Genomic DNA, 20,254 nt, shown 5'->3' with positions numbered 1-20,254 from the left:
AAAAGGAGGAAGAGCATGACGAGACAAGAGATGTATACAGAACTTGAAGGAAACTTTGAAGAAACACGAAGCTGGAGGAGGCATCTCCACGAAAATCCGGAGCTATCCTTCCAGGAAACCGAAACCGCCCGCTTCATCGAAGGAAAGCTGCGTGAGTTCGGCCTTGAGATGAAGACCGGTATCGGCGGCAACGGCATCACCGGTACCCTCCGCGGGGCGAAGCCGGGTAAGACGATCGCCTTCCGGGCCGACTTCGATGCCTTGCCGATCACGGATGAAAAAGACGCACCGTACAAATCCAAGAATCCCGGGGTGATGCATGCCTGCGGTCATGACGGGCATACGTCCGCCCTTCTGTCTGTTGCCAAGGTGCTGAGTCAATATGGAAAAGACCTCAACGGCACACTCATCTTCCTCTTCCAGCCGGCAGAAGAAACACCGCCGGGCGGAGCCAAATTCATGATCGAAGAAGGCGTGCTTGAAGGAGTGGACCATGTATTCGGAGCCCATCTTGCATCGGATTTGCCACTTGGGTCTTTCAGCGTCGGAGAAGGCTTCCGCATGGCGGCCGTCGATAAATTCGCCATCCACATCAATGGCCTCGGAGGTCACGGCGCAAGGCCGCACACGACGATCGATCCACTCGTGATCGGCACGACCGTCGTCAACGCCCTCCAGCAGATCGTGAGCAGGAAGGTCGATCCCCTGAAATCCGCCGTCGTCACCATCGGCATCTTCAAAGCCGGCACCGCCTTCAACGTCATCCCCGACAACGTCACCATCGAAGGCACAGTGCGTACGTTCGAAGCAGAGGTGCGCGACCAGGTGCAGGAAGAGATCGAGTCAATCGTCGCCGGTATTACATCCGGATTCAAGGCGACGCACAGCTTCGACTACCTGCGTGGCTACCCGGCCCTCTATAACCATCCGGAGGAAACGGAAATCGCCCGTCGCCTCTTTGCTGATCTTGGACCTGTGGCCGAGTCCGAGCCGACCATGGGCGCTGAAGACTTCGCCTATTACCTTCAGGAAAAGCCCGGTACCTTCTTCCGAGTCGGATCCCGGACCGATGACCTGGCAACCCAGTACTCCCATCACCACCCGCGCTTCGACATCGACGAACGCGCACTCGTCAACACGGGCAAAGCCTTCATCAAACTGGCCGAGCACTACGTTTTTTAACTTAACAGTAGAATAGGAGATACATAGATGACAACCTACAAAATCACGATGATGGACGCCTACGCCATCGAATCCCTCCGCGAAAAAGGCATCACCAACGAGATACTGCTTGATGCCTCAGCAAGTGGAGATACAACGCGACTGTTGGACGCAGATCCAGAAGGAAACTTCGATGCCTTGCTGAAACTCGGCGATGATTGGGACGCGTTGAAGAGCATCCTGAATGATGGCTACCAGATCAAATTCGTCACCTACAACGGCCTTCGCAACCTTCTTCGCATGAAATTCCGCAAGCCGTTTATCGACTTGGACAACGGAATCGAAGGGCTGCACCTCAGCGTGGAAGAGCTGATCCAGCTGAAGAAGCTGCTCTCAAGCAACTGGGTGTTGAAGGCAGAAGAAGCGAATGATGGGTATGTGGCCAGCGTGACATATATCGAATAGGTGCATGGGTACGGTCCCGGTGCTTCATTTTTTATGAAGTGGCCGGGGCTTTTTTTTGTTTGGAGTGTGATGGATTGGAAGATTTGGAGTCTTAGGTGGGCCGAAGTTGGTAATAAACGTGTGAAGTTGGACGTACCGTTCCCGAGTTGACAGTAACCTCGAAGAGTTGAAAATAAAAAAGCCAGCCCGAAAAAAGTTGGAAGTAAAATCTCGAAAGTTGATAATAAATTTCCCAAAGTTGATAGAAAAAGTTTAAAAGTCGGTAGAAAATGGTGGTGGAATGATATAATTGGATATATAAGGAATTAAAAAATGAAGAAAGTATGCCATTTCATCCTGTTTTCCCAAAAATGTGACCACACAAGACCCGTCCAGAACCAAAACCACCTAACATGAAGGGATTTTAACCATGAAACCACTACAAAACACAATCGCCGTCGTCACCGGTGCATCCCGCGGAGCAGGCAGGGGAATCGCCTACGAGCTGGGCGAAGCTGGGGCCACTGTCTATGTGACGGGACGAAGCATCCACGGATCTACAACCGACAACCGACCGGAAACAATCGAAGAAACGGCCGCAGGGGTCACGGCACGCGGCGGGAAGGGGATTGCCGTTCGCTGTGATCATACCGACTCAACCGATGTCCGGCATTTATTCGAGGGTATCAAAGACCAACACGGACGCATCGATCTTCTCGTCAACAGCGTATTCGGCGGCTCGGAAAGCTCGCTTCCCCGTGCGGGAGGCCGGCGTTTCTGGGAGCGGCCGGCGGAACACTGGGATGCGATGATGGGTGCTGGTGCCCATGCCTACGTTCTCACTGCCCGGAATGCCGTACCACTCATGATCCCACAGCAAAAGGGGCTGATCATCAACATCACCGCCCAGCTTGATAATACGATTTCAGCTAACCTGTACTATGATCTTACCATGAATGCCGTCAACCGGATGACCCTTGTGATGGCGAAGGAACTGAAGGAATACAACGTGTCGGCAGTGGCGCTGTGCCCCGGTTGGATGAGGACGGAAAGGGTCGTCGATGCTGGATTCGGCCCAGAGGACGGGGCGACGGAAACCACCGCCTATGTTGGGCGCGCAGTGGTCGCATTGGCTATGGATGCCCATGTTGCATCTCTATCCGGACGGGCCATTGAGGTCACTGAGTTGGCACGTGCATATGGATTTACCGATGTTGACGGAATCCGCCCCTCTACCCATTGAAATAAACGATGATTCTGAAAATCATCTTGTTGTTTTTGTTAAATGATGGAATAATAGTCAAATAGATAATGGATTCCATTAAGGGGGAAACCAATGATTGTCTTCCTCTATACCGGTATGTACCTGACACCGATCCTCAGTATCATATTCTGTTTGAATCTCGTCACGATCATGAAAAAGATCAAGAGGGATGAAAAAACAGCCATCAACACGTTCTGGTTGACACTTTCTTTCACTTTGATCGCATGGACACTCGTGATGATCACATTTCTTGGCTTAGAATGACGATAATCAAAAAGGAGGAAAACCCATGACCACCATCCAATCCATCTACAGCAACCCGCCCATCTTCGAAACGGAGCGACTGCTCCTCAGGAAGATTGCAGCGACCGATCTTGACGACATGTTCCGGTATGCATCTGACCCCGAGGTGACGAAGTACGTGCTGTGGGATACCCATCAGACCCTTGAGGATACGCGACAGTTCCTTGATTATGCGCTGGAGGCGTACCGGAATGAGGACGTGTCGCCGTGGGGGATCGAGTGCAAAGAGAACGGAAAATTCATCGGGACAATTGATTTTGTGTCATGGAGCGAGCGACATCGGACAGCAGAAATCGGCTATACCATCGGCCGCCCCTATTGGGGGAAAGGGTATATGACGGAAGCGGCCCGTGAACTACTGAAGTTCGGGTTCGAGCATATGGACCTCCTCCGCATCCAGGCAAGATGCTTCCCGGAAAACATCGGGTCTGAGCGGGTGATGCAGAAGCTTGGCATGACGTACGAAGGGACGCTGCGGCAGGCGATGAATCTGAGGGGGACGCAGATGGATCTGAAGCAGTATTCGATTTTGAGGGAAGAGTTCTTCTCAAACTAAGGAATTAAACAACGACCAACGAATAAAGGAGCTACCACCATGACAACCGAACAACAACTATACGAAGCAGCCATCGACCTCATCAACACCCGCTACCCGACCGGATGGGGCGGGGCAGCGGCGATGATGACGAAGGGCGGTCGCTTGTTGACGAGCGTTGCGCCTGAGGTGATCAATGCGTCGACGGAGCTCTGCATGGAGACGGGCGCAATCTTAGAAGCGCATAAGTTTGCCGATGAGGTGACGCATACGATCTGTGTGGCCCGTGAGGATGAGCATGCGCCGTATCAGATCCTGACTCCGTGCGGGGTGTGCCAGGAGCGTCTGTTTTACTGGGGACCCCAGGTGAAGGCAGGGATCTATACGGAAGACGGGCATGTGGAGTTCAAGCGACTGGATGAGATCCAGCCGTATCATTGGTATCAGGCGTATCGCGGGGAGTGATCAGCTCCCCCAGCGAAGGGCGACGGCCCCCCATCCGAGTCCGGCTCCGTAGCCGACGAGGATGACGAGGTCGCCGTCTTTTATTTTGCCTTCGGTGACTTCCTTGTGAAGTCCGATGGGAATCGTGGGTGCGGATGAATTGCCATAGTAGCGGATCGTGTGAGTGTGGACTTGTTCCATCGGGTAGCCGAGGGACGCGATGCTCGTTTCGATGATGCGGAGATTGGACTGGTGCGGGATGATGAAGTGGACGTCGTCTAGGGTGTAGCCAGTCTGGGCAAGGATTTCGTTCACGGCTTCCGGGAACTTCTCGACGGCAAAATCGAAGACGGCCCGGCCGTTCATCTTGATATGTTTGTTCTCGTCGAGATGGAGGTGGTGACCGCCGCTTCCGTCCATCTGCATGGTGATGCCGAGGATCCCTCTGCCTTCCGGGACTTCTCCTACGATGACCGCGGCCGCGCCGTCACCGAAGATAAGGGAGGTTTTATAGTCATCGGGATTGAGGAGGGAGGAGCACTTGTCCACGGCGACGACGAGTGATTTCTTATACATGCCGGTCTTCACGAACTGAACGGCGGTGGCGAGCCCTGTGATGAAGCTTGAACATCCGGAGTGAAGGTCGAGTCCGGCGCATTTCCTGGCACCGATCCGGTCCTGGACGAGGGCGGCGGTGATATGGGTGTCGTGGGTGTTCGTGGCGATGATGACAAGGTCGATCTCTTCTGCATTGACGCCCGCGTTTTCGATGGCCCGTTTCCCGGCCCGCTCGCACAGTTCTGTGAGCGTTTCTTCCTTGCTGAGGTAGCGGCGCTCGATGATGCCGGTCTTTCGTTCGATGTCCGAGGCTTTCATGCCAAAGCGGGCACCGAGTTCTTCATTATTCACCACGCGGTCGGGAATATCGACACCGATCCCTAGGATTCCCGTGTTGACCATCATACACATTCCCCATTTCATGAGTTTTTCCTACATATTCATCCTAGCATAATTACAGGGATAAAAAGGAATTTAAAAGAATAATATGGAATTAGTATAAGTAGAAAGAATGAAAGGGGGGCGTGCTATGACATATGTCACATGGGGCGGTGCGCGGATCAAGCTGTCATGGACAGAATCGGATGCCTTGCCGGATCTCGAGCGTATTACAAGCGCCCACGGGTTCTGCTTTTACAAAGGGAAGCTGCTTCTCGTTAATCTCCATTCAAGAGGGTGGGATATTCCCGGAGGGCATTTGGAAGCGGGGGAGACGCCGGAAGAATGCTTCAAGCGTGAAGCCATGGAAGAAGGATATGTGGAAGGCGTCTGCACGATGCTCGGCCACATCACGGTGGATCATAGTGAGAACGACTCATGGACTGAAGACGGATCGTATCCAAAGATCGGGTATCAGGTGTATTTCGTCATGGATGTAACGAAGATCCATCCGTTTGAAGGGGAGCATGAGTCAGGGGCGCGTCTTTTCATGGAACCTGCGAAGGCACCGGATCATTATAAAGGGTGGATGCCGTTGCATCAGGATATATTGGATCTTGCATGGAGGAAAATAGAGAAGGGGAGATGAAGATGGAGAAAGATGTTCAGGTAGCACCCGGAGATAAAGGACTTACGGAAGGAAATGAGGAGGAAATTGTCATCTTCAAACCGTATCAGTTTTCGTTATGGAGCGCTTTGATTGGAGTCGTCTTGCTGACAATTGGGATAAACGGGGTGTACATTACAAATTGGCTGTTTACTACACCGTTACCGGGAGCAGCCTTCTTTACCTACATCCCATCGGCCCTTGGCTTTGCATTCATCCTTTTTGCCGTTTTGACAGGTACCGTCCAGTATGCCCATCAGCTGAAAAAAGGAGATAACTAGATGAGTGGAAAGAAAGACGGCACCACTTATCCTCCAGGGGAAAAAATCTTGTCAGAGAAAGTCAACGACGGTGCGTCCCTATTTGTGAAAACGATCAAGCCGTATGCCCTGTCCATCTGGTCGGGGTTCGCCGGTGTCGCACTCATGACAGCCGGTATGTACAACGTTGAGATTGCGAGCTTCTTTATGCCACAGGGCGAAACGTATTTCATGCCGGAAAGCCTTATCCGCACGCTGACCTATGTTCCGGTCGGATTGGCTATCGTTGCGTGGATCATCGCGATTGTCAGCTTTTCCTTGAAATATGCCCATCAATTGAAGAAAGCGTCATAACAAAAGGATCGCCCCGTCCATGGAGCAATCCTTTTATTGTTCACACGACACGGAGCTGAGGGAGAAGATGGAGCCTTCATAGAGAAGGACGGTACCGCCTCCGTCTACGCATTCGGCTGCTTTTTTCTGATTCTGTTTGGAGTTTTCTTTGATCTGATAAATTCGGAAAGATCCTGACAGGATGATGAGGGCGCTGATTCCGACAGCGAGGATCCAAGTTGATTTCTTCACGCGTTGACCTCCTTGCTTGCTAGATTCCTATGTTTGACAGTATAACATGAATTTGGGTGGGGATTGAGAGGTATTTCACAGAGCAGGCGAGGGGATACTGGTGTGTGCTATAATACGCATATATAGAAAGGGGGAGGCAAATGAGCGAAACAAGGATCGAGATACCGGGGCCGTATGACTTCGACCGTGTGCTCGAGCGGCTGTCCATCGACCCGCTCCATGCTGTGGATCGAGAGGCGAGACTTGTAAAGGTCCCGTATTATCCGACAGGGGAAGTCATCACGGTAAAAGGTGTCGGGACAAAGGATGAGCCGGCGTTCGTCCTATCATTCGAGCGAGACGACAAATCGGAAGAAAAACAGGCCCATATCGCCCGCATCTTCCAGTGGCACACGGGACTTCATGAGGTCCAAGCCCACTTTCTCGCAACGGATCTGAAGCCGATCTTCGAGGAGCATGTCGGTACGCCGATCGTCCTTGATTTCAATCCATTTGCCACCATCGTGAAGAGCATCATCCATCAGCAGCTCAACCTGAAGTTCGCCTTCACCCTGACCCACCGTTTCGTCACCGGCTACGGGACCGAGAAGGACGGCGTCTGGTTCTATCCGTCACCGGAGAAAATCGCGACCCTCACCGTGGACGAACTGCGGGAGCTGCAATTTTCCCAGCGGAAGGCTGAGTATGTGATCGGCGTCGGGGAGAAGGTGGCAAGCGGTGAGCTCAACCTCGAAGAACTTGCCCATGAGTCCGATGAAGTGATCATCAAGGAGCTTACGAAGATCCGCGGCATCGGACCGTGGACCGCCCAGAGCTTCCTCCTTTTCGGACTCGGGCGGCCGAATCTGTTCCCCATGGCGGATATCGGCATCCAGAACGCCATCAAGAAGCTGTTCGGGATGGAACAGAAGCCGACGCGCGAGGAAATGGAACGCATGAGCGCCGCATGGGACCCTTACCTGAGCTATGCCTCCCTGTATCTGTGGAGAAGTATTGAGTAGAACGGACGTGAATAGATGAATAAACAACAGTCAAACCAAGTACGCATCGAGTTGAAACAGCAGTTTCCTCTGACCATAAAACGAATCGGGATCAACGGGGAAGGGGTCGGCTTCTTTAAACGGAAGATCGTCTTCGTACCCGGTGCCCTGCCAGGTGAAGAAGTCGTGGTGGAAGTCACCAAGGTCCATCCGAAATTCACCGAAGCCCGCGTGAAAAAGATCCGCAAAGCGTCACCCCAGAGAACGAAAGCACCATGCCCGGTCTATGAACAATGTGGTGGATGCCAGCTTCAGCATCTTGAGTATCAAGGACAGCTGGACGCCAAACGCGATATCCTGATCCAGTCCCTCGAGCGCCACACGAAGCTCAATCTCGATGAGCTCGATATCCGCCCGACAATCGGGATGGATAATCCGTGGCACTACCGCAACAAAAGCCAGTTCCAGGTCGGGACCCAAGACGGAAAAGCCATCGCCGGCCTCTACAGCATGAACTCCAACAAGCTCATCGACATCGACGAGTGCATCGTCCAGCATCCGCTGACGAATAAGGTCACAACGGAAATCATCCGCATCATCAATGATTTCAAGATCCCCGTCTATGACGAAAAGCAGAAGCGCCAGATCATCAAGACGATCGTCACACGCGTAGGATTCGAAACGGGACAGGTCCAGGTCGTGCTTGTTACCACAGAAAAGAAGGTCCCACAAAAGGATCTCCTCGTCCAAGAAATCAGCAAGCGCCTGCCGGAAGTCGTCTCCATCGTCCAAAATATCAATCCGAAGAAGACGTCCCTGATCTTCGGTGATCAGACGATCAACCTTCAAGGTAAGGACAGCATCAAAGAACGCCTGGACGAGTTCACGTATGAACTTTCAGCCCGCGCCTTCTTCCAGCTCAACCCGATCCAGACGAGCAAGCTTTACGGCGAAGCCAAGAAAGCCGCAGCCCTCACCGGCAACGAAAAAGTCGTCGACGCATACTGCGGCGTCGGCACCATCGGCCTCTGGCTCGCAGACGGCGCCAAAGAAATCCGCGGCATGGACGTCATCAAAGAAGGAATCGACGACGCCAAAAAGAACGCCAAAGCCTCACGCGTCAACCACGCCGACTACTACGTCGGCAGCGCTGAAGACCTCATGCCCAAATGGAAACAAGAAGGCTGGCGCCCCGACGTCGTCGTTGTCGACCCCCCAAGGGTCGGCTGCGACCGCAAATTCCTCGACACCATCAAGGAAGTCAAACCGAAGCGTTTTGTGTATGTGTCGTGTAATCCATCGACATTGGCAAAAGATATCGAGTATTTGAAGCGTGAGTATCGGGTGGAGTATTTGCAGCCGGTTGATATGTTTCCGCAGACTGCGCATGTTGAGGTAGTAGCAAAACTAACATTAAAATAACTTTTTTTAAATAACAAGAACCCAAACCGGTTCTTGTTGTTTTTTTTACTCCAATTCACCCGTAAATGATATCGTATAAATAAAAACTCCCCCAACCTGAAACCTTCCTCCCCCAACCAACCCACTAATAAGTATAAAGGGGGCAAACCAGATGGATGCAAAAGACCAGCGGCTGGTCAAGAAGGCGATCAAGGGCAATAAGGTGGCCTTTGAGAGGCTGCTTCAGCAGCATTATGAACGGATTTACCGGACGGCGTTTTTGTATGTGAATAATGAAGAGGATGCGCTGGATGCGGTGCAGGAGGCGTCATTCAAGGCGTTTACGTCGATCCATTCCTTGAAGCAGCCGGAGTATTTCCTTACCTGGTTCACGAGGATCGTCATCCGGTGTGCGGGTGATCTGTATCGTCGGAAGAAGAAAGTGGTTCCGTTGAGTGATGAGATTCTATCCAATCTCCCGGGTCACGCAGACCCAGATCTGGAAGAGTCCGAGCAGCTTCTTGATGCGATCGGTCATTTACGAGAGGGTTATCGAACAACTATCATTCTTTTCTATTATCATGATTACCCGATCAAGCTGATCAGCGAGATGATGGGCATTCCGGAGAATACGGTGAAGACGAATCTGAGCAGGGGCAGAGCAGAACTGAAGAGGTTCTATCAGGATGAGGAGGACAAGTGCCATGGATAACAAGAAGGTGAAAGCAGCAATGGAGCAAATTCCGGTGCCGAAGGAGAAGGTGTTCAGTGCCATTTCGGAAGGGTTGAACCAAGCCCGGCCAAAGAAGAAGCGAAAGGTAGCGACCGGGTTGACGGCTGCAGTGGCTCTTGTGGGGATCACACTGGGATCCGGGTTCGTGAATCCGACAATGAACAGCGTGTTGGCCAGTGCGCCGCTCATCGGGGGGATCTTCCAGCAGTTCAATGATAAAACTGGAATGGAACTTGCACATCAGCAGGCCGTGACGGAGCTTGATCAGTCGATGACGAAGAACGGGGTAACGGTGAAGCTGACCAGCGCCTATTTTGACGGTGTAGCGGTATCGATTACGGGATTTGTGGATGATGGCGTTGAGAAGGGGCAGAATGAGCCAGGGGAAGTGAGCTTTGATGTCAACTACGGTGACGGGCAGGGGGATCGTGATGCGTGGTTGAGCGATCGTTCCAGTACTGTCAAGAAAGTGAAGGGCGGGTATGACTTCCAGTGGAAGATGAACTATCCGTACGAAACCATCGACGAGAATGAGATTCTTCCCGTCACGATCCATTCCATCAATGGCGTCAAAGGAGAGTGGACATTCGACGTGCCCCTTCAGCAGGAGGAGATTACGCGGACGGCACTTGACCAGAGTCATGAGTCCAAACAGGATGGCGTCACCTTCCATCTGAAAGAAATCCTGACGGCCAAGGCGAGTTCGTCCCTTGTATATGAAACGGTTCAGAAATATAAAGACGATGATGTGCGGATTAAAAAAGCAAGGGATGAAGACGGCAAGGTATACGGTTTCGGCAATCCGACCGTACTGAGCGAGTCTCAGGAAGAAGACGGGTACCACCGGACGATTCGCGTGGAGATGACGAAACCGGCTTCGGCCATCGATTCCTTTACTCTCTATCCTCAAGTGGATGTAGCCGATCCAAAGGTGGAGCAGCTGCTGGATCCAGATGGCTTCACACTCGAGAGTGAACGTCTTGGACTGAAGGTGCAGGTGAACGAAATAACAGAGCGCGGTGATCAGGTGATCTTGGATTATCAGCTGCTCGGTCTTCCTGCAGACGTGAGTTCGGACCGACTTGAACTGCTGGAAAACAATCTTCAATATGAGCTGCTATTGGTGGATCAGGATTATCTTGATAAGATTGATCCTGACAATCCTGTCCCGCCTAAACATCACAGCATCCGCAAGAACACAGTGAAAACGATCGATGGGGAGACCGCTCACTTCCAATCCACATTTGAGTTGGATGGAGAAGAGCCGTTCAAGGATTTTACACTGGAGAATACGGTCCTTCAGTTTGATTTCTCCAGTTTTGTTTCGGCTAAAGAGTTGAAGCCTTTTGATATTAGCGTGAACAACTAAATTCCAGGGGTGTGCCATTGAAGACGGCGCACCCTTTTTGCTGTGTGTAGTTTCATAGATTTGATTGAAGTTTCTGATCTTAGTGGTAAAATGGATTAAAATCCCAAAGGGGGATTCTAGTGTGTTTGATAAAAAACATCTTCAGCTATTCTTGGAGAGTTAAGCTATCCTTCACCCTTCCGGCCAATATAATAGTAAGGATGTGCAGTAGATGATGAGTGAAACGACGGAGCTACCTATACGCCGCAGCGGGATTGCGGCGATTCTAGTAAAGAAAGTGAATGGAGAGGATCGCGTGCTCCTTCTGAAGCGGGCATCCCGGACCTTGAATGGAGCGTGGTGCTACATCGGCGGCGGAATCGAGCCGGGTGAAAAGGCATGGCAGGCGGCAAAGCGCGAGATCTGGGAAGAGACGGGGATCGGCATCAGGACGTTGTATACAGGGAACACATTTGACCAATTTTATTCCCCTGCAACGTTGACATTTACATGGCGCCGGTGTTCGTAGGATTTGTGGAGGACGATCAGGACGTGATGCTGAACAGGGAGCATAGCGAGTATGAGTGGCTCCGTTTTCCCGATGCTATGGAGCGGGCGACGCTGCCGGGGAATGATGTGGTGCTCGCGTTTGTAGAGAAGCATTTTGTGAAGAAGGCACCTGTGGAGTGGTTGAGGATTGAGTTGGCCGGGCAGGTGATGGGAGATTACTAGCAAGAAGACAGTGATGATCACAGCTAGTGTTCTTATCGTTCTCATCGCTGGACTGATGATCTATTGGTTCTATTTTAAAGAAGATCGGTTCACCTTCCAGGTCGGACAGGTGGAGTTTGCCGTAGAGAACCATTCGACTGCCGGCCGGAGTTCCATCCAGGACGAGGTGACCCATGCCTATGAAGCGATCATGGGGGCGGTGAAGGGGGATTACGATCCTGCCTCTCAAATTTCCCTGGAGTTTTACAATCAGAAGGATATCTCTTTTGCCACACGGGACGAGGTGGTGCTGTTTAAGGATCAGGGCCATTTCCTGACGGTCCATGAGCTCTCCCATGCGCTTCTGTGGGGTAAGGAAGAGCAGGATGACCGGGGTTACTGGGCACTTGAGGGACTTGCCATCCATCTTCAAACGGAATACGGTGACCCGGTGTATCCGAATTATGACGTTTCCCCCCATGCGATTATGAATGTGGTGAAAGAAGAAGGGATGATGATTCCCCTGACGAAGCTTTGCGGAACGTCCATGAGCCGGATGCTATTTCAACCTTCCTTGGAAAGTGATGGAGCATCTCGGTCCCTGCAGTGGATCTCCTATATCGAGTCGGCTTCCTTTGTTTCCTATCTCATCGATGAGTACGGGATGGAAGAGTTCGAGAAGGTCTTTAATGAAAAAGATTCGCTACAGCAGATGAAAGAGGTCTATGGGAAGGACGCGGCAGAGCTTCAGGAAGATTGGCTAGCTTATATTGATCAGGAATCCTATAAGCTGAGCGAGCGGGAACAGAAGAAGGTACCTGGATTGGAGAAGCGAAGATCGTATTTTGGGGAGATTGATGAGCGGTATATACATTGAGTAGGGGGATGGGTGAGATGAAGGAAGCTTGGTGGAAGCGGGCACACTATCTGGGCCAAAGTGACTTGATTTCTTTAGAGAAGGCATTTGAATTTGCATCCCGGGCCCACGACGGTCAGAAGCGGGCGACAGGAGAACCGTATTTGACGCATCCGGTAGCGGTCTGTTCGATCCTGATGGAGGAGCAAGCAGACCTTCCTACCCTTATGTCTGCCCTGCTTCATGATGTGGTTGAAGATACGGACGTGACGATCGATGAAGTGGAGAAGCAGTTCGGACAGGAAGTCTCAAGGATCGTGGACGGCTTGACCAAGGTGGAGAGGGGACTGATGAGCAAGGAAGAACATCACGCTACCAATATGCAGAAGCTTCTCTCTGCGGCAGCGGATGACGTCAGGGTCGCCGTGGTAAAGATTGCCGACCGACTCCATAATATGAGGACCCTTGACGTCAAACCGGTAGAGAAACAGATCCCGTATGCGAATGAGGCCTTGATCTTCTTCGCCCCCCTTGCCGGAAAGCTCGGACTGAGGAAGATGAGGGCGGAGCTGGAGGAAATCAGTTTCCCATTTTTGAATCCGGTGCGGTGCAGTGAAGTGGTAGGGGCAGTGGAATCGTATTCCGCGCGGTTTGATCGTGTATTCCAGCAGGTCGGGGAAAAGGTAGGGGGGACCGTCACTTTTGAAGGAATGAGGGAGCCACTCTATCAGAGTTATTCCCTACTGCAGGATGATGTGGAAGTATCCGATCTTTATTCCATCCGGATTACCACGGATTCAGTGCTGAACTGCTACTCAGTCATGGGGAGCGTCCATCAGGTGTTCAAGCCGGTGGCAGATTCCTTTGTCGATCATCTTGCCCTGCCAGTCTCCCCCTTCAATCAAAAACTCCAAACAAAGGTATGGGTCGGGAACGACATGGTGAGAATCATTCTGCAAACGAGGGAAGGGAAAGCACTCTCCGATCAAGGGGTATTGGCCCTATTGAGAGAGGAAAAGTCTTCAATGTCCATTCAGAGATTGAGCCATGAATGTCTCGGTGGGGACATCCACAACGCCACGGAGATTGCAGAGGATGTATTCGAGTTTGAAGCGGTGGTTTCTCATTCACTGTTTCAGGAGACCATCACCATCTACACGCCCGATTGGAACGCTTTGACGCTGCCCGCAGGGTCGACCATCGTGGATTATGTCTTTGCACATTCTCCCATAGGAGAAGCAGGGGCGGATTGAATAAAGATTTGATCATGTTCAGTTAAGAAAGGGTAAGATCACTCATGGAAAATAGTAAATCTCATATCATAGGAAACTTCAGGGAAAGGACCTTGATGAGGGTGATAGCATGTATTTTGTATTGATTTCGTCCTTTCTATTATTCTCTCTTTTAACCGGATATACAGGCTACCAAGGGGAATGGGTGTACTGTGCGATATTCGGGGTATTCTCCATCATCATTTTGGGGGCGACGGTCCGGCGTTATCGCTCCCAATCAAAGAGAACATCCAAAAAAGATTCCACTTACTGGGACTGCGTGGATTGTGCGTACCTTGGAGAATGTGTGCCGGTACCAAGGGGAGTAGGGAAGCATGTGGGTGGAGGCGATTGCTGTGGATTTGACTGCACACCTTAAATCCACGCTCTATGGGTTCTTCCGCACGGTGCCCTGTCATCGGAGGGAAGAGCGATGTTTTCATATCGGAGGGGAGGCCATGCCGATCTGTTCCAGATGCCTGTTCATCCTGATCGGCATGCTGTTTCTCCCCCTGTTCCTGATCCACCCCTTGCCCATCTACATCGGGTTTGTCCTGCAGGTGCCCATGGTGCTGGATGGGTGGACTCAGCTCAAACGGTGGAGAACCAGTACCAATACCCTTAGGAGTGCAACGGGTTTGATGAGCGGGTTGGGGCTCTCCATCGGGATATCAGGACTTTTTTGGTCCATTATTGCGTGGTTGCCGTAATACAACTAAACAGAATCCGAGGTGCACGATGAATACCATCATCTATTTGATCAGACATGGAGATTCCCCGAAGACGGGAGAAGTCGAACGCCTCAGGGGGCTGAGCGAAAAAGGACAGGCAGACGCCGAACGAGTGACGGAGCTCCTGAAGGACGAGGGGATCGATGTATTCGTCTCCAGTCCGTATAAGCGGGCCGTCCTGACGATCGAGGAGCTCGCCTCCCTTTCTGGAAAGGCCGTACTGCTCTATGAGGAATTGAAAGAAAGAATGTTTTCTTCCGGGGTGAACCGGATGGCTGATGCGGAGCTGTATCCCCTCCTTGAGAAGTCGTTTAAGAATCCCCATTACTCCCTGCCTGGTGCAGAGTCGAATGCCGGTTGTCAGGTGCGGGCCGTTGAGGTCATCAAAGAGCTACTGTCCCGTTATCAAGGCCACAAAATCGCCGTCGGTACCCACGGGGCAGTGATGACACTCATGATGCAGCACTTCGACGAGAGGGTTGGACTGGACTTCCTGTTGGGGACATCGAAGCCGGATATTTACAAACTGACCTTTGACGGGGAAGAGCTGATTGAGGTAGAGAGGCTGTGGGATCCCGTCCCACGTACAAGCTGAGGTGGAGGACGCCTCGGTTTTTTTGTTTTTTCAGAGAGCCGGCGGCATTTCATCTGGGTGAATTATGATACAATTTTCCATATGAAGAACGGTAGCGAAAGGGAGGATCCATTATGAAATCATTGGAGCTTATCGACAAAGCGAGGGCAGGGGACCGAGATGTCCTGAGGGAGCATAGGTGGCTGCAGTACCTTTATCTGACGAGAGAGCAGCACATCAATCTGGAACAGATCACCTCCCTTGAGAGGATGCCGGTGAACCCGGTCCTTCCTTATGTGGAACGTACCTTGCTCGTGCTGAATGAAATGGATCTGTCGGAAAAGGAGAAGGGAATCATCGAGGAAGTGCTGGTGTGGTCGGAAGTGGCCAAGGGCGGTACGAAGCATCAGCGGAACGTCTGGGGGAAGAAGGGCTTCCAGCTCGATATCCACAATATAGGATCAGCACAGATTTATGCGGCGGAGCAGATGAGTCTTCCCCTTCACCTGAGGGATCTGGAGCGGGAGGAGCTCCTCTACACCCTGATCCTGACCCATGGGCTGATCGGTCAATATATCCGAGGAGAGGTGCGCTACAAGCAGATGCACCCCCTCATTCAGTGGATGGATGAGCACAATGGAATCGGTGTGGATATGGAAGTGGTCTTGAAGAAACTCAATCAATGCATCATCCAAGGGGTGTCGAATGAGATTTGGGAAGTGGTGAAGGACGAAGCAGATCAGATTGTTTCTTTCCTGATCGACGGAGAACGTTCAGTGGAAATGACGCTGAAAGCACGGATCGAGCGGCTTCGGCGGTCTTCGATCGAAAATGGCGAGAATGTCGACCGTGAGTATGACCGATATATGGCGGATGCCAGGTTGAACGGTTATGTGGAAAGCTTCTTCAAGAAGACCGATCTGTGGTACGTCGAATCCGCCCTGAAGGAGTTTACGCTGGAAGAGTTCCTGAAGATCTTCCTCTTGATCTATCAAAAGGTGAATCCCCTCTCCGTACAGTATGTGAGCTTCGAGGCGTTCATGAAAGACATCTACTATGATTACAAAGGCCGGAAAACCATCAATCTGTATAAAAAGAGGATCATAGAATCGTATCTGAAGGAATTCTCCCTTGAAGATCTCCTTCACGGGGAGAAGCCGGTCAATGAGCATGTGGAGCTAGAGGCTGAGCCCATGGACCTCTTGGGTCAGATCATCGGGGTCCGATTCCGATATTCGGCAGCAGGGGAGAAGCTGATCGAATTCTGTCAGGAAGCAGAAAAGTCCCCTCACTATGAGCGGGCGACGATCCTCCTGTATGATTTCTTCGGCTTCAGGAAGGATGCCTTCGATCGCCTGCAGAACGAACACACCTATCTGTCCGACATGAATAGCGGTCAGGATCATAAGCGCATTATTTCCGATTTTGCCACGGGAACGCTGATGCTCGACATCGGCGCGGGTGGTGGCGTCATGCTTGATGTGTTGTCGGATGATCACCCGGAAGCCAATGTGGTCGGGATCGATGTCTCCACCAACGTCATCGAAGAGCTGACGAGACGGAAAAACCGCGAGAACAAGCGATGGACCGTGCAGCAGGCCGATGCCCTCGAGCTGAGGGCCCATTACGAGCCGGGGTCCGTCGACACCATTGTCTTCTCCTCGATCCTCCATGAAATGTTCTCGTATATCCCGTACGAGGGGAAGAAGTTCAATCATGACGTGATCATCCAGGCGCTTAGAAGTTCATTCGAAGTGCTCGGCGAAGGCGGACGGATCATCATCAGGGACGGGATCATGACGGAGCCGAAGGATGCTTACCGCACCATCGAATTCAAGGACGAAAACGGGCACGCATTCTTCAAGCGTTACGCCCATGATTTCAAGGGAAGGAAGCTGGATTACGAATTCCTCCAAGACGGAAGGATCAAGCTCCCGGTCAATGATGCCATGGAATTCCTCTACACGTATACGTGGGGAGAAGAAGCCTATCCCCATGAAGTGCAGGAGCAATTCGGCTACTACACGCCATCCGAGTTCAAGGGGGCCATCAAGGAAGCCTTGGGAGATGAGGCGAAAATCGTTGCGTTCAAGCATTATCTCCAGGACGGGTATGAGGAGTTCCTCGCTCCCAAGGTGACGGTTCTGGATGAAGACGGGATCGAGGGCTTGCCGGATAGTACGTGCTTTATTGTGATAGAGAAGATATGAAATGTAAGGAACCCCTGGGGCATTGGAGCCTCAGGGGTTCTGTTTTTACCCGCTCTTTTTTTCAAGCCGGATCATATCAAAATCCTGCTGAGAATAGGTTTTGCCTGGTTTGACACGTTTGTCTACTTTCTTCTTCCTTCCTTTCCTTTCTTCATTCGTTTCGAGAAGCATCCTTTTCAGGTTCGAGCTGATCGTGTTGAATAGGAAGATCAGGATCGCAAAGAAGAGGAGTGGTGCCACCAGGAGCCACGGGGTGACGAAGATGGCGTTGGTGTTCATGCTGATCATGGATGCCCATTCATAATTGACGTTGAAGTAGAGCGGGTCGGAGTCTTCTCCTCCCGGTAGATACCGGAGTCCGCCCAGGGTCAGGGTCAGAATGCCGAGCTGGATGAGCAGGGCAAGGGTCTGGGAGATCTGCTCTGAGAACAGCACGATGGAGTGCCGCAGGAACTGAGGCCACAGATGGGTCCGAATCAGGTGCCGGTTGGTCCCTCCGAGTGTCCGGGATGCCTCGATGAATTCGTTGTGCATGAACAGCTTCATTTCTTCCCCCATATAGATGCCGAGGGATGGGATGATGACGATCGCGATGGCGATGACCTGGATGATGATATAGGTGTTGGACTCAAGTGCCGCCGACTGATACGCCTGATCCACGTAGTGCAGAAGGGCATACACGATGATGACGAGCGGGATGAATTGGAACACTTCGGCAAGTCCTTTCACATGTTTGACCACGACTTTTGGAAGGAAGGTGTAAATCAGCCCTGATATGAAACCGAAGACCATCCGGAGGAACGCGATGGCGATGGTCGCCAGGATGGTGTATTTTGCACCGGCAATGAGGAGCCAGAACAGGTTCAGGCCGGTTTTTTCACTTCCGAGCGGTGGCATTTCAAGCGGTGAGTAGGGTGGAGCAGCATAAATCTTCCCTGAAGCATCCTTCAAGTATTTCACCGTGTCCTCGTCGAACCCTGGATTGAAGATAGGCAGGAGGAAACTGGCCAGTATGAGGAGGGCGATAACGGAAAGCGGCAGGTAGAGACCGAGTATCCATTTTTTATTCAACAGTCGTCCCCTCCTTTAACCAGGTTTTCAAACAAAGTGAGACGATTGCATAAATTGCGTAGAACGGCAGGACAAGCAGGACCATCCCCACCAGGAAGGCAGGGGGAGAAGCAGTGGAAGCAAACAGCAGGGCTTTCATGAAGCCATGGATGTTGAACATGAGTTCGATGATCAATAGATTCGAGAGCATGAGTAGGAACACAGGCTTGGAGTGATAGAAGAAATGGACCCATACGTTCCGGAAGAGATGAACCCATAGCGTATAAGACTTTGAGAATCCTTTGGAATACGAGAATTCGATATACGGCTTGGACTCTTCCTCCCGCAGCTGGAAGATGAAGTTCTTGATGAGGTAGGTTACAGGCAAAACGGCGAGACAGACGATGGGCAAAACATAAATCTTGTCCTCCCCGAGGGTGTAGATATCGAAGAGAAGAAATCCGGTATTCTTGAAGAGCCAGATGATGAAGAGCTGAAGCAGGACGACGATGAACACATCCGGCAAGGCATCAAGTCCATCCAGAAAACGGCTGACGATCCGGCCCGCCTTCCGCGGAAGCAACATGAAGCAGTAGCTGAGTACAATGGCGACGACAATCGCCAAAAGAAAGGCACCAAGCAAAATCAGGAAGGAGTACCCGTAAGACTCGGCAAACACTTCCGTTACAGGATACGTTCTATCGGATTCCCCCAAAGGGATGCGGAGAGTCGAGAAGTCCCCGATCTGCGTGAGCGTCGACTTCATGGACAAAACGAAGTTGTCCAGATTAATCACCAGTTCATGGTCATACTGCAACATGGCACTCGCACTGCTGACCAACAAGAAACCTATGAAAATAAAAAAGGTGTAGAGAAGCCCTGACGATATCTTTTTCATCATTTCCCCCTTATCTTTTTTTGTAATCAAAACATTCTGAATTTAATTGACAATCTTTTGGTAACATACTACCATTAAATTGTAATTTAGGAAATTGTTTATAGATATTTTTTCATAAATGATTCCAGATTCCTCGAAAAGGTGGGAAATGATGAGAAGTAAACGGCTGGTTTTAACGATTCTCATACTGTGTATGCTTGTTGTTTTGGCAGGATGCAGGGTGGTGGCGTTTGAGGGGCTGAAGGAGAAGGGACCTAAGAGCAATGAAGTGCGTAAGCCGAAAGCGGTGATGGTGGACCTTAATCCTACATTGATGCTGCTTACCCGAAGAATGATCATCCGGGGGGAAACCACACTTCCGGAAGGGACCATCGTGACTATACAGCTGAGACCTTTCGATTCTAAGGACAATTATATGAGTATTGTGAATGGAGGTGCGGAACCTACAGATGAAGTAAAGGAAAAAGAAGAAGTAGAAGTGGATAGTCAGGGGCAATTTGGCCCCGTCGTCTTTTTGCGAAGCGTTCCTGAACTCGATGAAAGGTTCCGGTTGGAAGCCATCATTGATCCACGTAACCAAAATAAGAAAGTGCAGGAGCTCCTTGGCTCATCTGGAGAACGCATCAAAGATAGTAGGGGGATGAATACCGTAACAGAGGAGGAACAAGAAATCATAGTGATTCGGAAATATACTGACCTCATGACCTATGAAGAGAGTGGGGGAACGATTGATCCCAGACCCTTTGTTGCCGGGGAAAAAGGAGAGGAAATCTCTCCCACGGGAGGACCAAATCTTAAGAACTAATTTCCTAATCGGAGACATAGTACAAAAAGGTTCTATCTCTAAAAGTAGAGATAGAACCTCTTTGTATGGAGAAAAAGCTCAAGCGGT

26 protein-coding genes are annotated in these 20,254 nt (G+C 51.2%); 22 read left to right on the top strand and 4 right to left on the bottom strand.

Annotated features, from left to right (window positions below):
- Positions 1 to 15: 15 nt before the first annotated feature.
- From AF331_RS13770 to AF331_RS13745, 6 genes are all read left to right on the top strand, one after another.
- Positions 16 to 1,182, top strand: coding sequence for a M20 metallopeptidase family protein (locus AF331_RS13770; protein WP_053428659.1), 1,167 nt, complete (start codon positions 16 to 18; stop codon positions 1,180 to 1,182).
- A gap of 27 nt (positions 1,183 to 1,209) precedes the next feature.
- Complete coding sequence (locus AF331_RS13765) at positions 1,210 to 1,626, top strand: hypothetical protein (RefSeq protein WP_053428658.1); 417 nt, start codon at positions 1,210 to 1,212, stop codon at positions 1,624 to 1,626.
- A gap of 409 nt (positions 1,627 to 2,035) precedes the next feature.
- Positions 2,036 to 2,848 (top strand): SDR family NAD(P)-dependent oxidoreductase, encoded by an 813-nt coding sequence (locus AF331_RS13760; protein ID WP_053428657.1) that lies wholly within the window; start codon positions 2,036 to 2,038, stop codon positions 2,846 to 2,848.
- A gap of 93 nt (positions 2,849 to 2,941) precedes the next feature.
- Positions 2,942 to 3,133, top strand: a complete 192-nt coding sequence (locus tag AF331_RS13755) for a hypothetical protein (RefSeq protein ID WP_053428656.1) — start codon at positions 2,942 to 2,944, stop codon at positions 3,131 to 3,133.
- Between the two features lie 25 nt (positions 3,134 to 3,158).
- Complete coding sequence (locus AF331_RS13750) at positions 3,159 to 3,728, top strand: GNAT family N-acetyltransferase (protein ID WP_053428655.1); 570 nt, start codon at positions 3,159 to 3,161, stop codon at positions 3,726 to 3,728.
- 39 nt (positions 3,729 to 3,767) lie between these two features.
- Positions 3,768 to 4,172: a cytidine deaminase gene (locus AF331_RS13745; RefSeq protein ID WP_053428654.1), complete on the top strand. Its 405-nt coding sequence runs from the start codon at positions 3,768 to 3,770 to the stop codon at positions 4,170 to 4,172.
- Here the strand turns inward: AF331_RS13745 and AF331_RS13740 are convergent, their stop codons facing one another.
- Positions 4,173 to 5,114, bottom strand: coding sequence for a 3-oxoacyl-ACP synthase III family protein (locus tag AF331_RS13740; protein WP_235576390.1), 942 nt, complete (start codon positions 5,112 to 5,114; stop codon positions 4,173 to 4,175).
- A gap of 124 nt (positions 5,115 to 5,238) precedes the next feature.
- On the opposite strand from AF331_RS13740, the gene AF331_RS13735 reads away from it, so the two are divergent.
- The 3 genes from AF331_RS13735 to AF331_RS13725 are packed head-to-tail and all read left to right on the top strand — an operon-like array spanning position 5,239 to position 6,368.
- A complete protein-coding gene (locus tag AF331_RS13735) occupies positions 5,239 to 5,736 on the top strand; it encodes an NUDIX domain-containing protein (protein ID WP_053428653.1) in 498 nt (165 codons plus the stop codon).
- A gap of 2 nt (positions 5,737 to 5,738) precedes the next feature.
- Complete coding sequence (locus AF331_RS13730) at positions 5,739 to 6,035, top strand: hypothetical protein (protein WP_053428652.1); 297 nt, start codon at positions 5,739 to 5,741, stop codon at positions 6,033 to 6,035.
- The gene (locus AF331_RS13725; RefSeq protein WP_053428651.1) at positions 6,036 to 6,368 is read left to right on the top strand and encodes a hypothetical protein; all 333 of its coding nucleotides are present in this window, start codon (positions 6,036 to 6,038) and stop codon (positions 6,366 to 6,368) included.
- Positions 6,369 to 6,401: 33 nt separating this feature from the next.
- Here AF331_RS13725 and AF331_RS13720 read toward each other — a convergent pair whose 3' ends face one another.
- The gene (locus AF331_RS13720) at positions 6,402 to 6,599 is read right to left on the bottom strand and encodes a hypothetical protein (protein WP_048016059.1); all 198 of its coding nucleotides are present in this window, start codon (positions 6,597 to 6,599) and stop codon (positions 6,402 to 6,404) included.
- A gap of 140 nt (positions 6,600 to 6,739) precedes the next feature.
- Between AF331_RS13720 and AF331_RS13715 the strand changes: the two genes are divergently transcribed.
- The 12 genes from AF331_RS13715 to AF331_RS13670 all read left to right on the top strand — a co-directional run bounded on the left by AF331_RS13715 (position 6,740) and on the right by AF331_RS13670 (position 17,414).
- Positions 6,740 to 7,600, top strand: a complete 861-nt coding sequence (locus tag AF331_RS13715) for a DNA-3-methyladenine glycosylase family protein (RefSeq protein ID WP_053428650.1) — start codon at positions 6,740 to 6,742, stop codon at positions 7,598 to 7,600.
- A 15-nt stretch (positions 7,601 to 7,615) separates the two neighbouring features.
- Positions 7,616 to 9,001 carry a 23S rRNA (uracil(1939)-C(5))-methyltransferase RlmD gene (gene rlmD, locus AF331_RS13710; RefSeq protein WP_053428649.1) on the top strand — a complete coding sequence of 462 codons (1,386 nt, stop codon included), beginning with the start codon at positions 7,616 to 7,618 and terminating at the stop codon, positions 8,999 to 9,001.
- A gap of 151 nt (positions 9,002 to 9,152) precedes the next feature.
- Complete coding sequence (locus AF331_RS13705) at positions 9,153 to 9,692, top strand: sigma-70 family RNA polymerase sigma factor (RefSeq protein WP_053428648.1); 540 nt, start codon at positions 9,153 to 9,155, stop codon at positions 9,690 to 9,692.
- A complete protein-coding gene (locus tag AF331_RS13700) occupies positions 9,685 to 11,082 on the top strand; it encodes a DUF4179 domain-containing protein (protein ID WP_053428647.1) in 1,398 nt (465 codons plus the stop codon). Before AF331_RS13705 ends, AF331_RS13700 begins: the two co-directional genes overlap by 8 nt.
- Positions 11,083 to 11,293: 211 nt before the next feature.
- Positions 11,294 to 11,590, top strand: a complete 297-nt coding sequence (locus tag AF331_RS22915; protein WP_235576389.1) for an NUDIX domain-containing protein — start codon at positions 11,294 to 11,296, stop codon at positions 11,588 to 11,590.
- Positions 11,572 to 11,793 carry an NUDIX hydrolase gene (locus AF331_RS22910; RefSeq protein WP_235576388.1) on the top strand — a complete coding sequence of 74 codons (222 nt, stop codon included), beginning with the start codon at positions 11,572 to 11,574 and terminating at the stop codon, positions 11,791 to 11,793. Before AF331_RS22915 ends, AF331_RS22910 begins: the two co-directional genes overlap by 19 nt.
- A 13-nt stretch (positions 11,794 to 11,806) precedes the next feature.
- Positions 11,807 to 12,649, top strand: coding sequence for a gluzincin family metallopeptidase (locus tag AF331_RS13690; RefSeq protein WP_053428646.1), 843 nt, complete (start codon positions 11,807 to 11,809; stop codon positions 12,647 to 12,649).
- Between the two features lie 17 nt (positions 12,650 to 12,666).
- A complete protein-coding gene (locus AF331_RS13685) occupies positions 12,667 to 13,881 on the top strand; it encodes an HD domain-containing protein (RefSeq protein ID WP_053428645.1) in 1,215 nt (404 codons plus the stop codon).
- A 109-nt stretch (positions 13,882 to 13,990) separates the two neighbouring features.
- A complete protein-coding gene (locus AF331_RS22200) occupies positions 13,991 to 14,278 on the top strand; it encodes a hypothetical protein (protein ID WP_152915649.1) in 288 nt (95 codons plus the stop codon).
- Positions 14,256 to 14,609, top strand: a complete 354-nt coding sequence (locus AF331_RS13680) for a DUF2085 domain-containing protein (protein WP_160316552.1) — start codon at positions 14,256 to 14,258, stop codon at positions 14,607 to 14,609. Before AF331_RS22200 ends, AF331_RS13680 begins: the two co-directional genes overlap by 23 nt.
- Before the next feature lie 28 nt (positions 14,610 to 14,637).
- Positions 14,638 to 15,225 carry a histidine phosphatase family protein gene (locus tag AF331_RS13675; protein ID WP_053428643.1) on the top strand — a complete coding sequence of 196 codons (588 nt, stop codon included), beginning with the start codon at positions 14,638 to 14,640 and terminating at the stop codon, positions 15,223 to 15,225.
- Positions 15,226 to 15,338: 113 nt separating this feature from the next.
- Entirely contained in the window at positions 15,339 to 17,414 is a 2,076-nt protein-coding gene (locus AF331_RS13670) for a class I SAM-dependent methyltransferase (protein ID WP_053428642.1), read from the top strand.
- 45 nt (positions 17,415 to 17,459) lie between these two features.
- On the opposite strand, the gene AF331_RS13665 is transcribed toward AF331_RS13670, so the two are convergent.
- Positions 17,460 to 18,485, bottom strand: coding sequence for an ABC transporter permease subunit (locus AF331_RS13665; protein ID WP_053428641.1), 1,026 nt, complete (start codon positions 18,483 to 18,485; stop codon positions 17,460 to 17,462).
- A complete protein-coding gene (locus AF331_RS13660) occupies positions 18,478 to 19,362 on the bottom strand; it encodes an ABC transporter permease subunit (RefSeq protein WP_053428640.1) in 885 nt (294 codons plus the stop codon). Before AF331_RS13660 ends, AF331_RS13665 begins: the two co-directional genes overlap by 8 nt.
- Before the next feature lie 193 nt (positions 19,363 to 19,555).
- Between AF331_RS13660 and AF331_RS13655 the strand changes: the two genes are divergently transcribed.
- On the top strand, positions 19,556 to 20,167 hold the full coding sequence (locus AF331_RS13655) for a hypothetical protein (protein ID WP_160316551.1): 612 nt from the start codon (positions 19,556 to 19,558) through the stop codon (positions 20,165 to 20,167).
- The last annotated feature ends 87 nt before the right edge of the window (positions 20,168 to 20,254 follow it).

The sequence above is a fragment of the Rossellomorea marisflavi genome, from assembly GCF_001274775.1.
GTDB classification, from domain to species: Bacteria; Bacillota; Bacilli; order Bacillales; family Bacillaceae_B; genus Rossellomorea; species Rossellomorea marisflavi.
The sequence above is the reverse complement of the archived record's forward strand: the minus strand, read 5'-3'. Positions and strand labels throughout refer to the sequence as shown.

Coding starts and splice junctions, on each gene's coding strand:
- AF331_RS13675 (WP_053428643.1), top strand. CDS start 14,638: ATGAATACCATCATCTATTTGATCAGACATGGAGATTCCCCGAAGACG.
- AF331_RS13745 (WP_053428654.1), top strand. CDS start 3,768: ATGACAACCGAACAACAACTATACGAAGCAGCCATCGACCTCATCAAC.
- AF331_RS13700 (WP_053428647.1), top strand. CDS start 9,685: ATGGATAACAAGAAGGTGAAAGCAGCAATGGAGCAAATTCCGGTGCCG.
- AF331_RS13685 (WP_053428645.1), top strand. CDS start 12,667: ATGAAGGAAGCTTGGTGGAAGCGGGCACACTATCTGGGCCAAAGTGAC.
- AF331_RS13670 (WP_053428642.1), top strand. CDS start 15,339: ATGAAATCATTGGAGCTTATCGACAAAGCGAGGGCAGGGGACCGAGAT.
- AF331_RS13765 (WP_053428658.1), top strand. CDS start 1,210: ATGACAACCTACAAAATCACGATGATGGACGCCTACGCCATCGAATCC.
- AF331_RS13750 (WP_053428655.1), top strand. CDS start 3,159: ATGACCACCATCCAATCCATCTACAGCAACCCGCCCATCTTCGAAACG.
- AF331_RS13705 (WP_053428648.1), top strand. CDS start 9,153: ATGGATGCAAAAGACCAGCGGCTGGTCAAGAAGGCGATCAAGGGCAAT.
- AF331_RS13755 (WP_053428656.1), top strand. CDS start 2,942: ATGATTGTCTTCCTCTATACCGGTATGTACCTGACACCGATCCTCAGT.
- AF331_RS22910 (WP_235576388.1), top strand. CDS start 11,572: ATGGCGCCGGTGTTCGTAGGATTTGTGGAGGACGATCAGGACGTGATG.
- AF331_RS13715 (WP_053428650.1), top strand. CDS start 6,740: ATGAGCGAAACAAGGATCGAGATACCGGGGCCGTATGACTTCGACCGT.
- AF331_RS13740 (WP_235576390.1), bottom strand. CDS start 5,114: ATGATGGTCAACACGGGAATCCTAGGGATCGGTGTCGATATTCCCGAC.
- AF331_RS13760 (WP_053428657.1), top strand. CDS start 2,036: ATGAAACCACTACAAAACACAATCGCCGTCGTCACCGGTGCATCCCGC.
- rlmD (WP_053428649.1), top strand. CDS start 7,616: ATGAATAAACAACAGTCAAACCAAGTACGCATCGAGTTGAAACAGCAG.
- AF331_RS13735 (WP_053428653.1), top strand. CDS start 5,239: ATGACATATGTCACATGGGGCGGTGCGCGGATCAAGCTGTCATGGACA.
- AF331_RS13730 (WP_053428652.1), top strand. CDS start 5,739: ATGGAGAAAGATGTTCAGGTAGCACCCGGAGATAAAGGACTTACGGAA.
- AF331_RS22200 (WP_152915649.1), top strand. CDS start 13,991: ATGTATTTTGTATTGATTTCGTCCTTTCTATTATTCTCTCTTTTAACC.
- AF331_RS13660 (WP_053428640.1), bottom strand. CDS start 19,362: ATGAAAAAGATATCGTCAGGGCTTCTCTACACCTTTTTTATTTTCATA.
- AF331_RS13655 (WP_160316551.1), top strand. CDS start 19,556: ATGCTTGTTGTTTTGGCAGGATGCAGGGTGGTGGCGTTTGAGGGGCTG.
- AF331_RS22915 (WP_235576389.1), top strand. CDS start 11,294: ATGATGAGTGAAACGACGGAGCTACCTATACGCCGCAGCGGGATTGCG.
- AF331_RS13725 (WP_053428651.1), top strand. CDS start 6,036: ATGAGTGGAAAGAAAGACGGCACCACTTATCCTCCAGGGGAAAAAATC.
- AF331_RS13770 (WP_053428659.1), top strand. CDS start 16: ATGACGAGACAAGAGATGTATACAGAACTTGAAGGAAACTTTGAAGAA.
- AF331_RS13690 (WP_053428646.1), top strand. CDS start 11,807: ATGATCACAGCTAGTGTTCTTATCGTTCTCATCGCTGGACTGATGATC.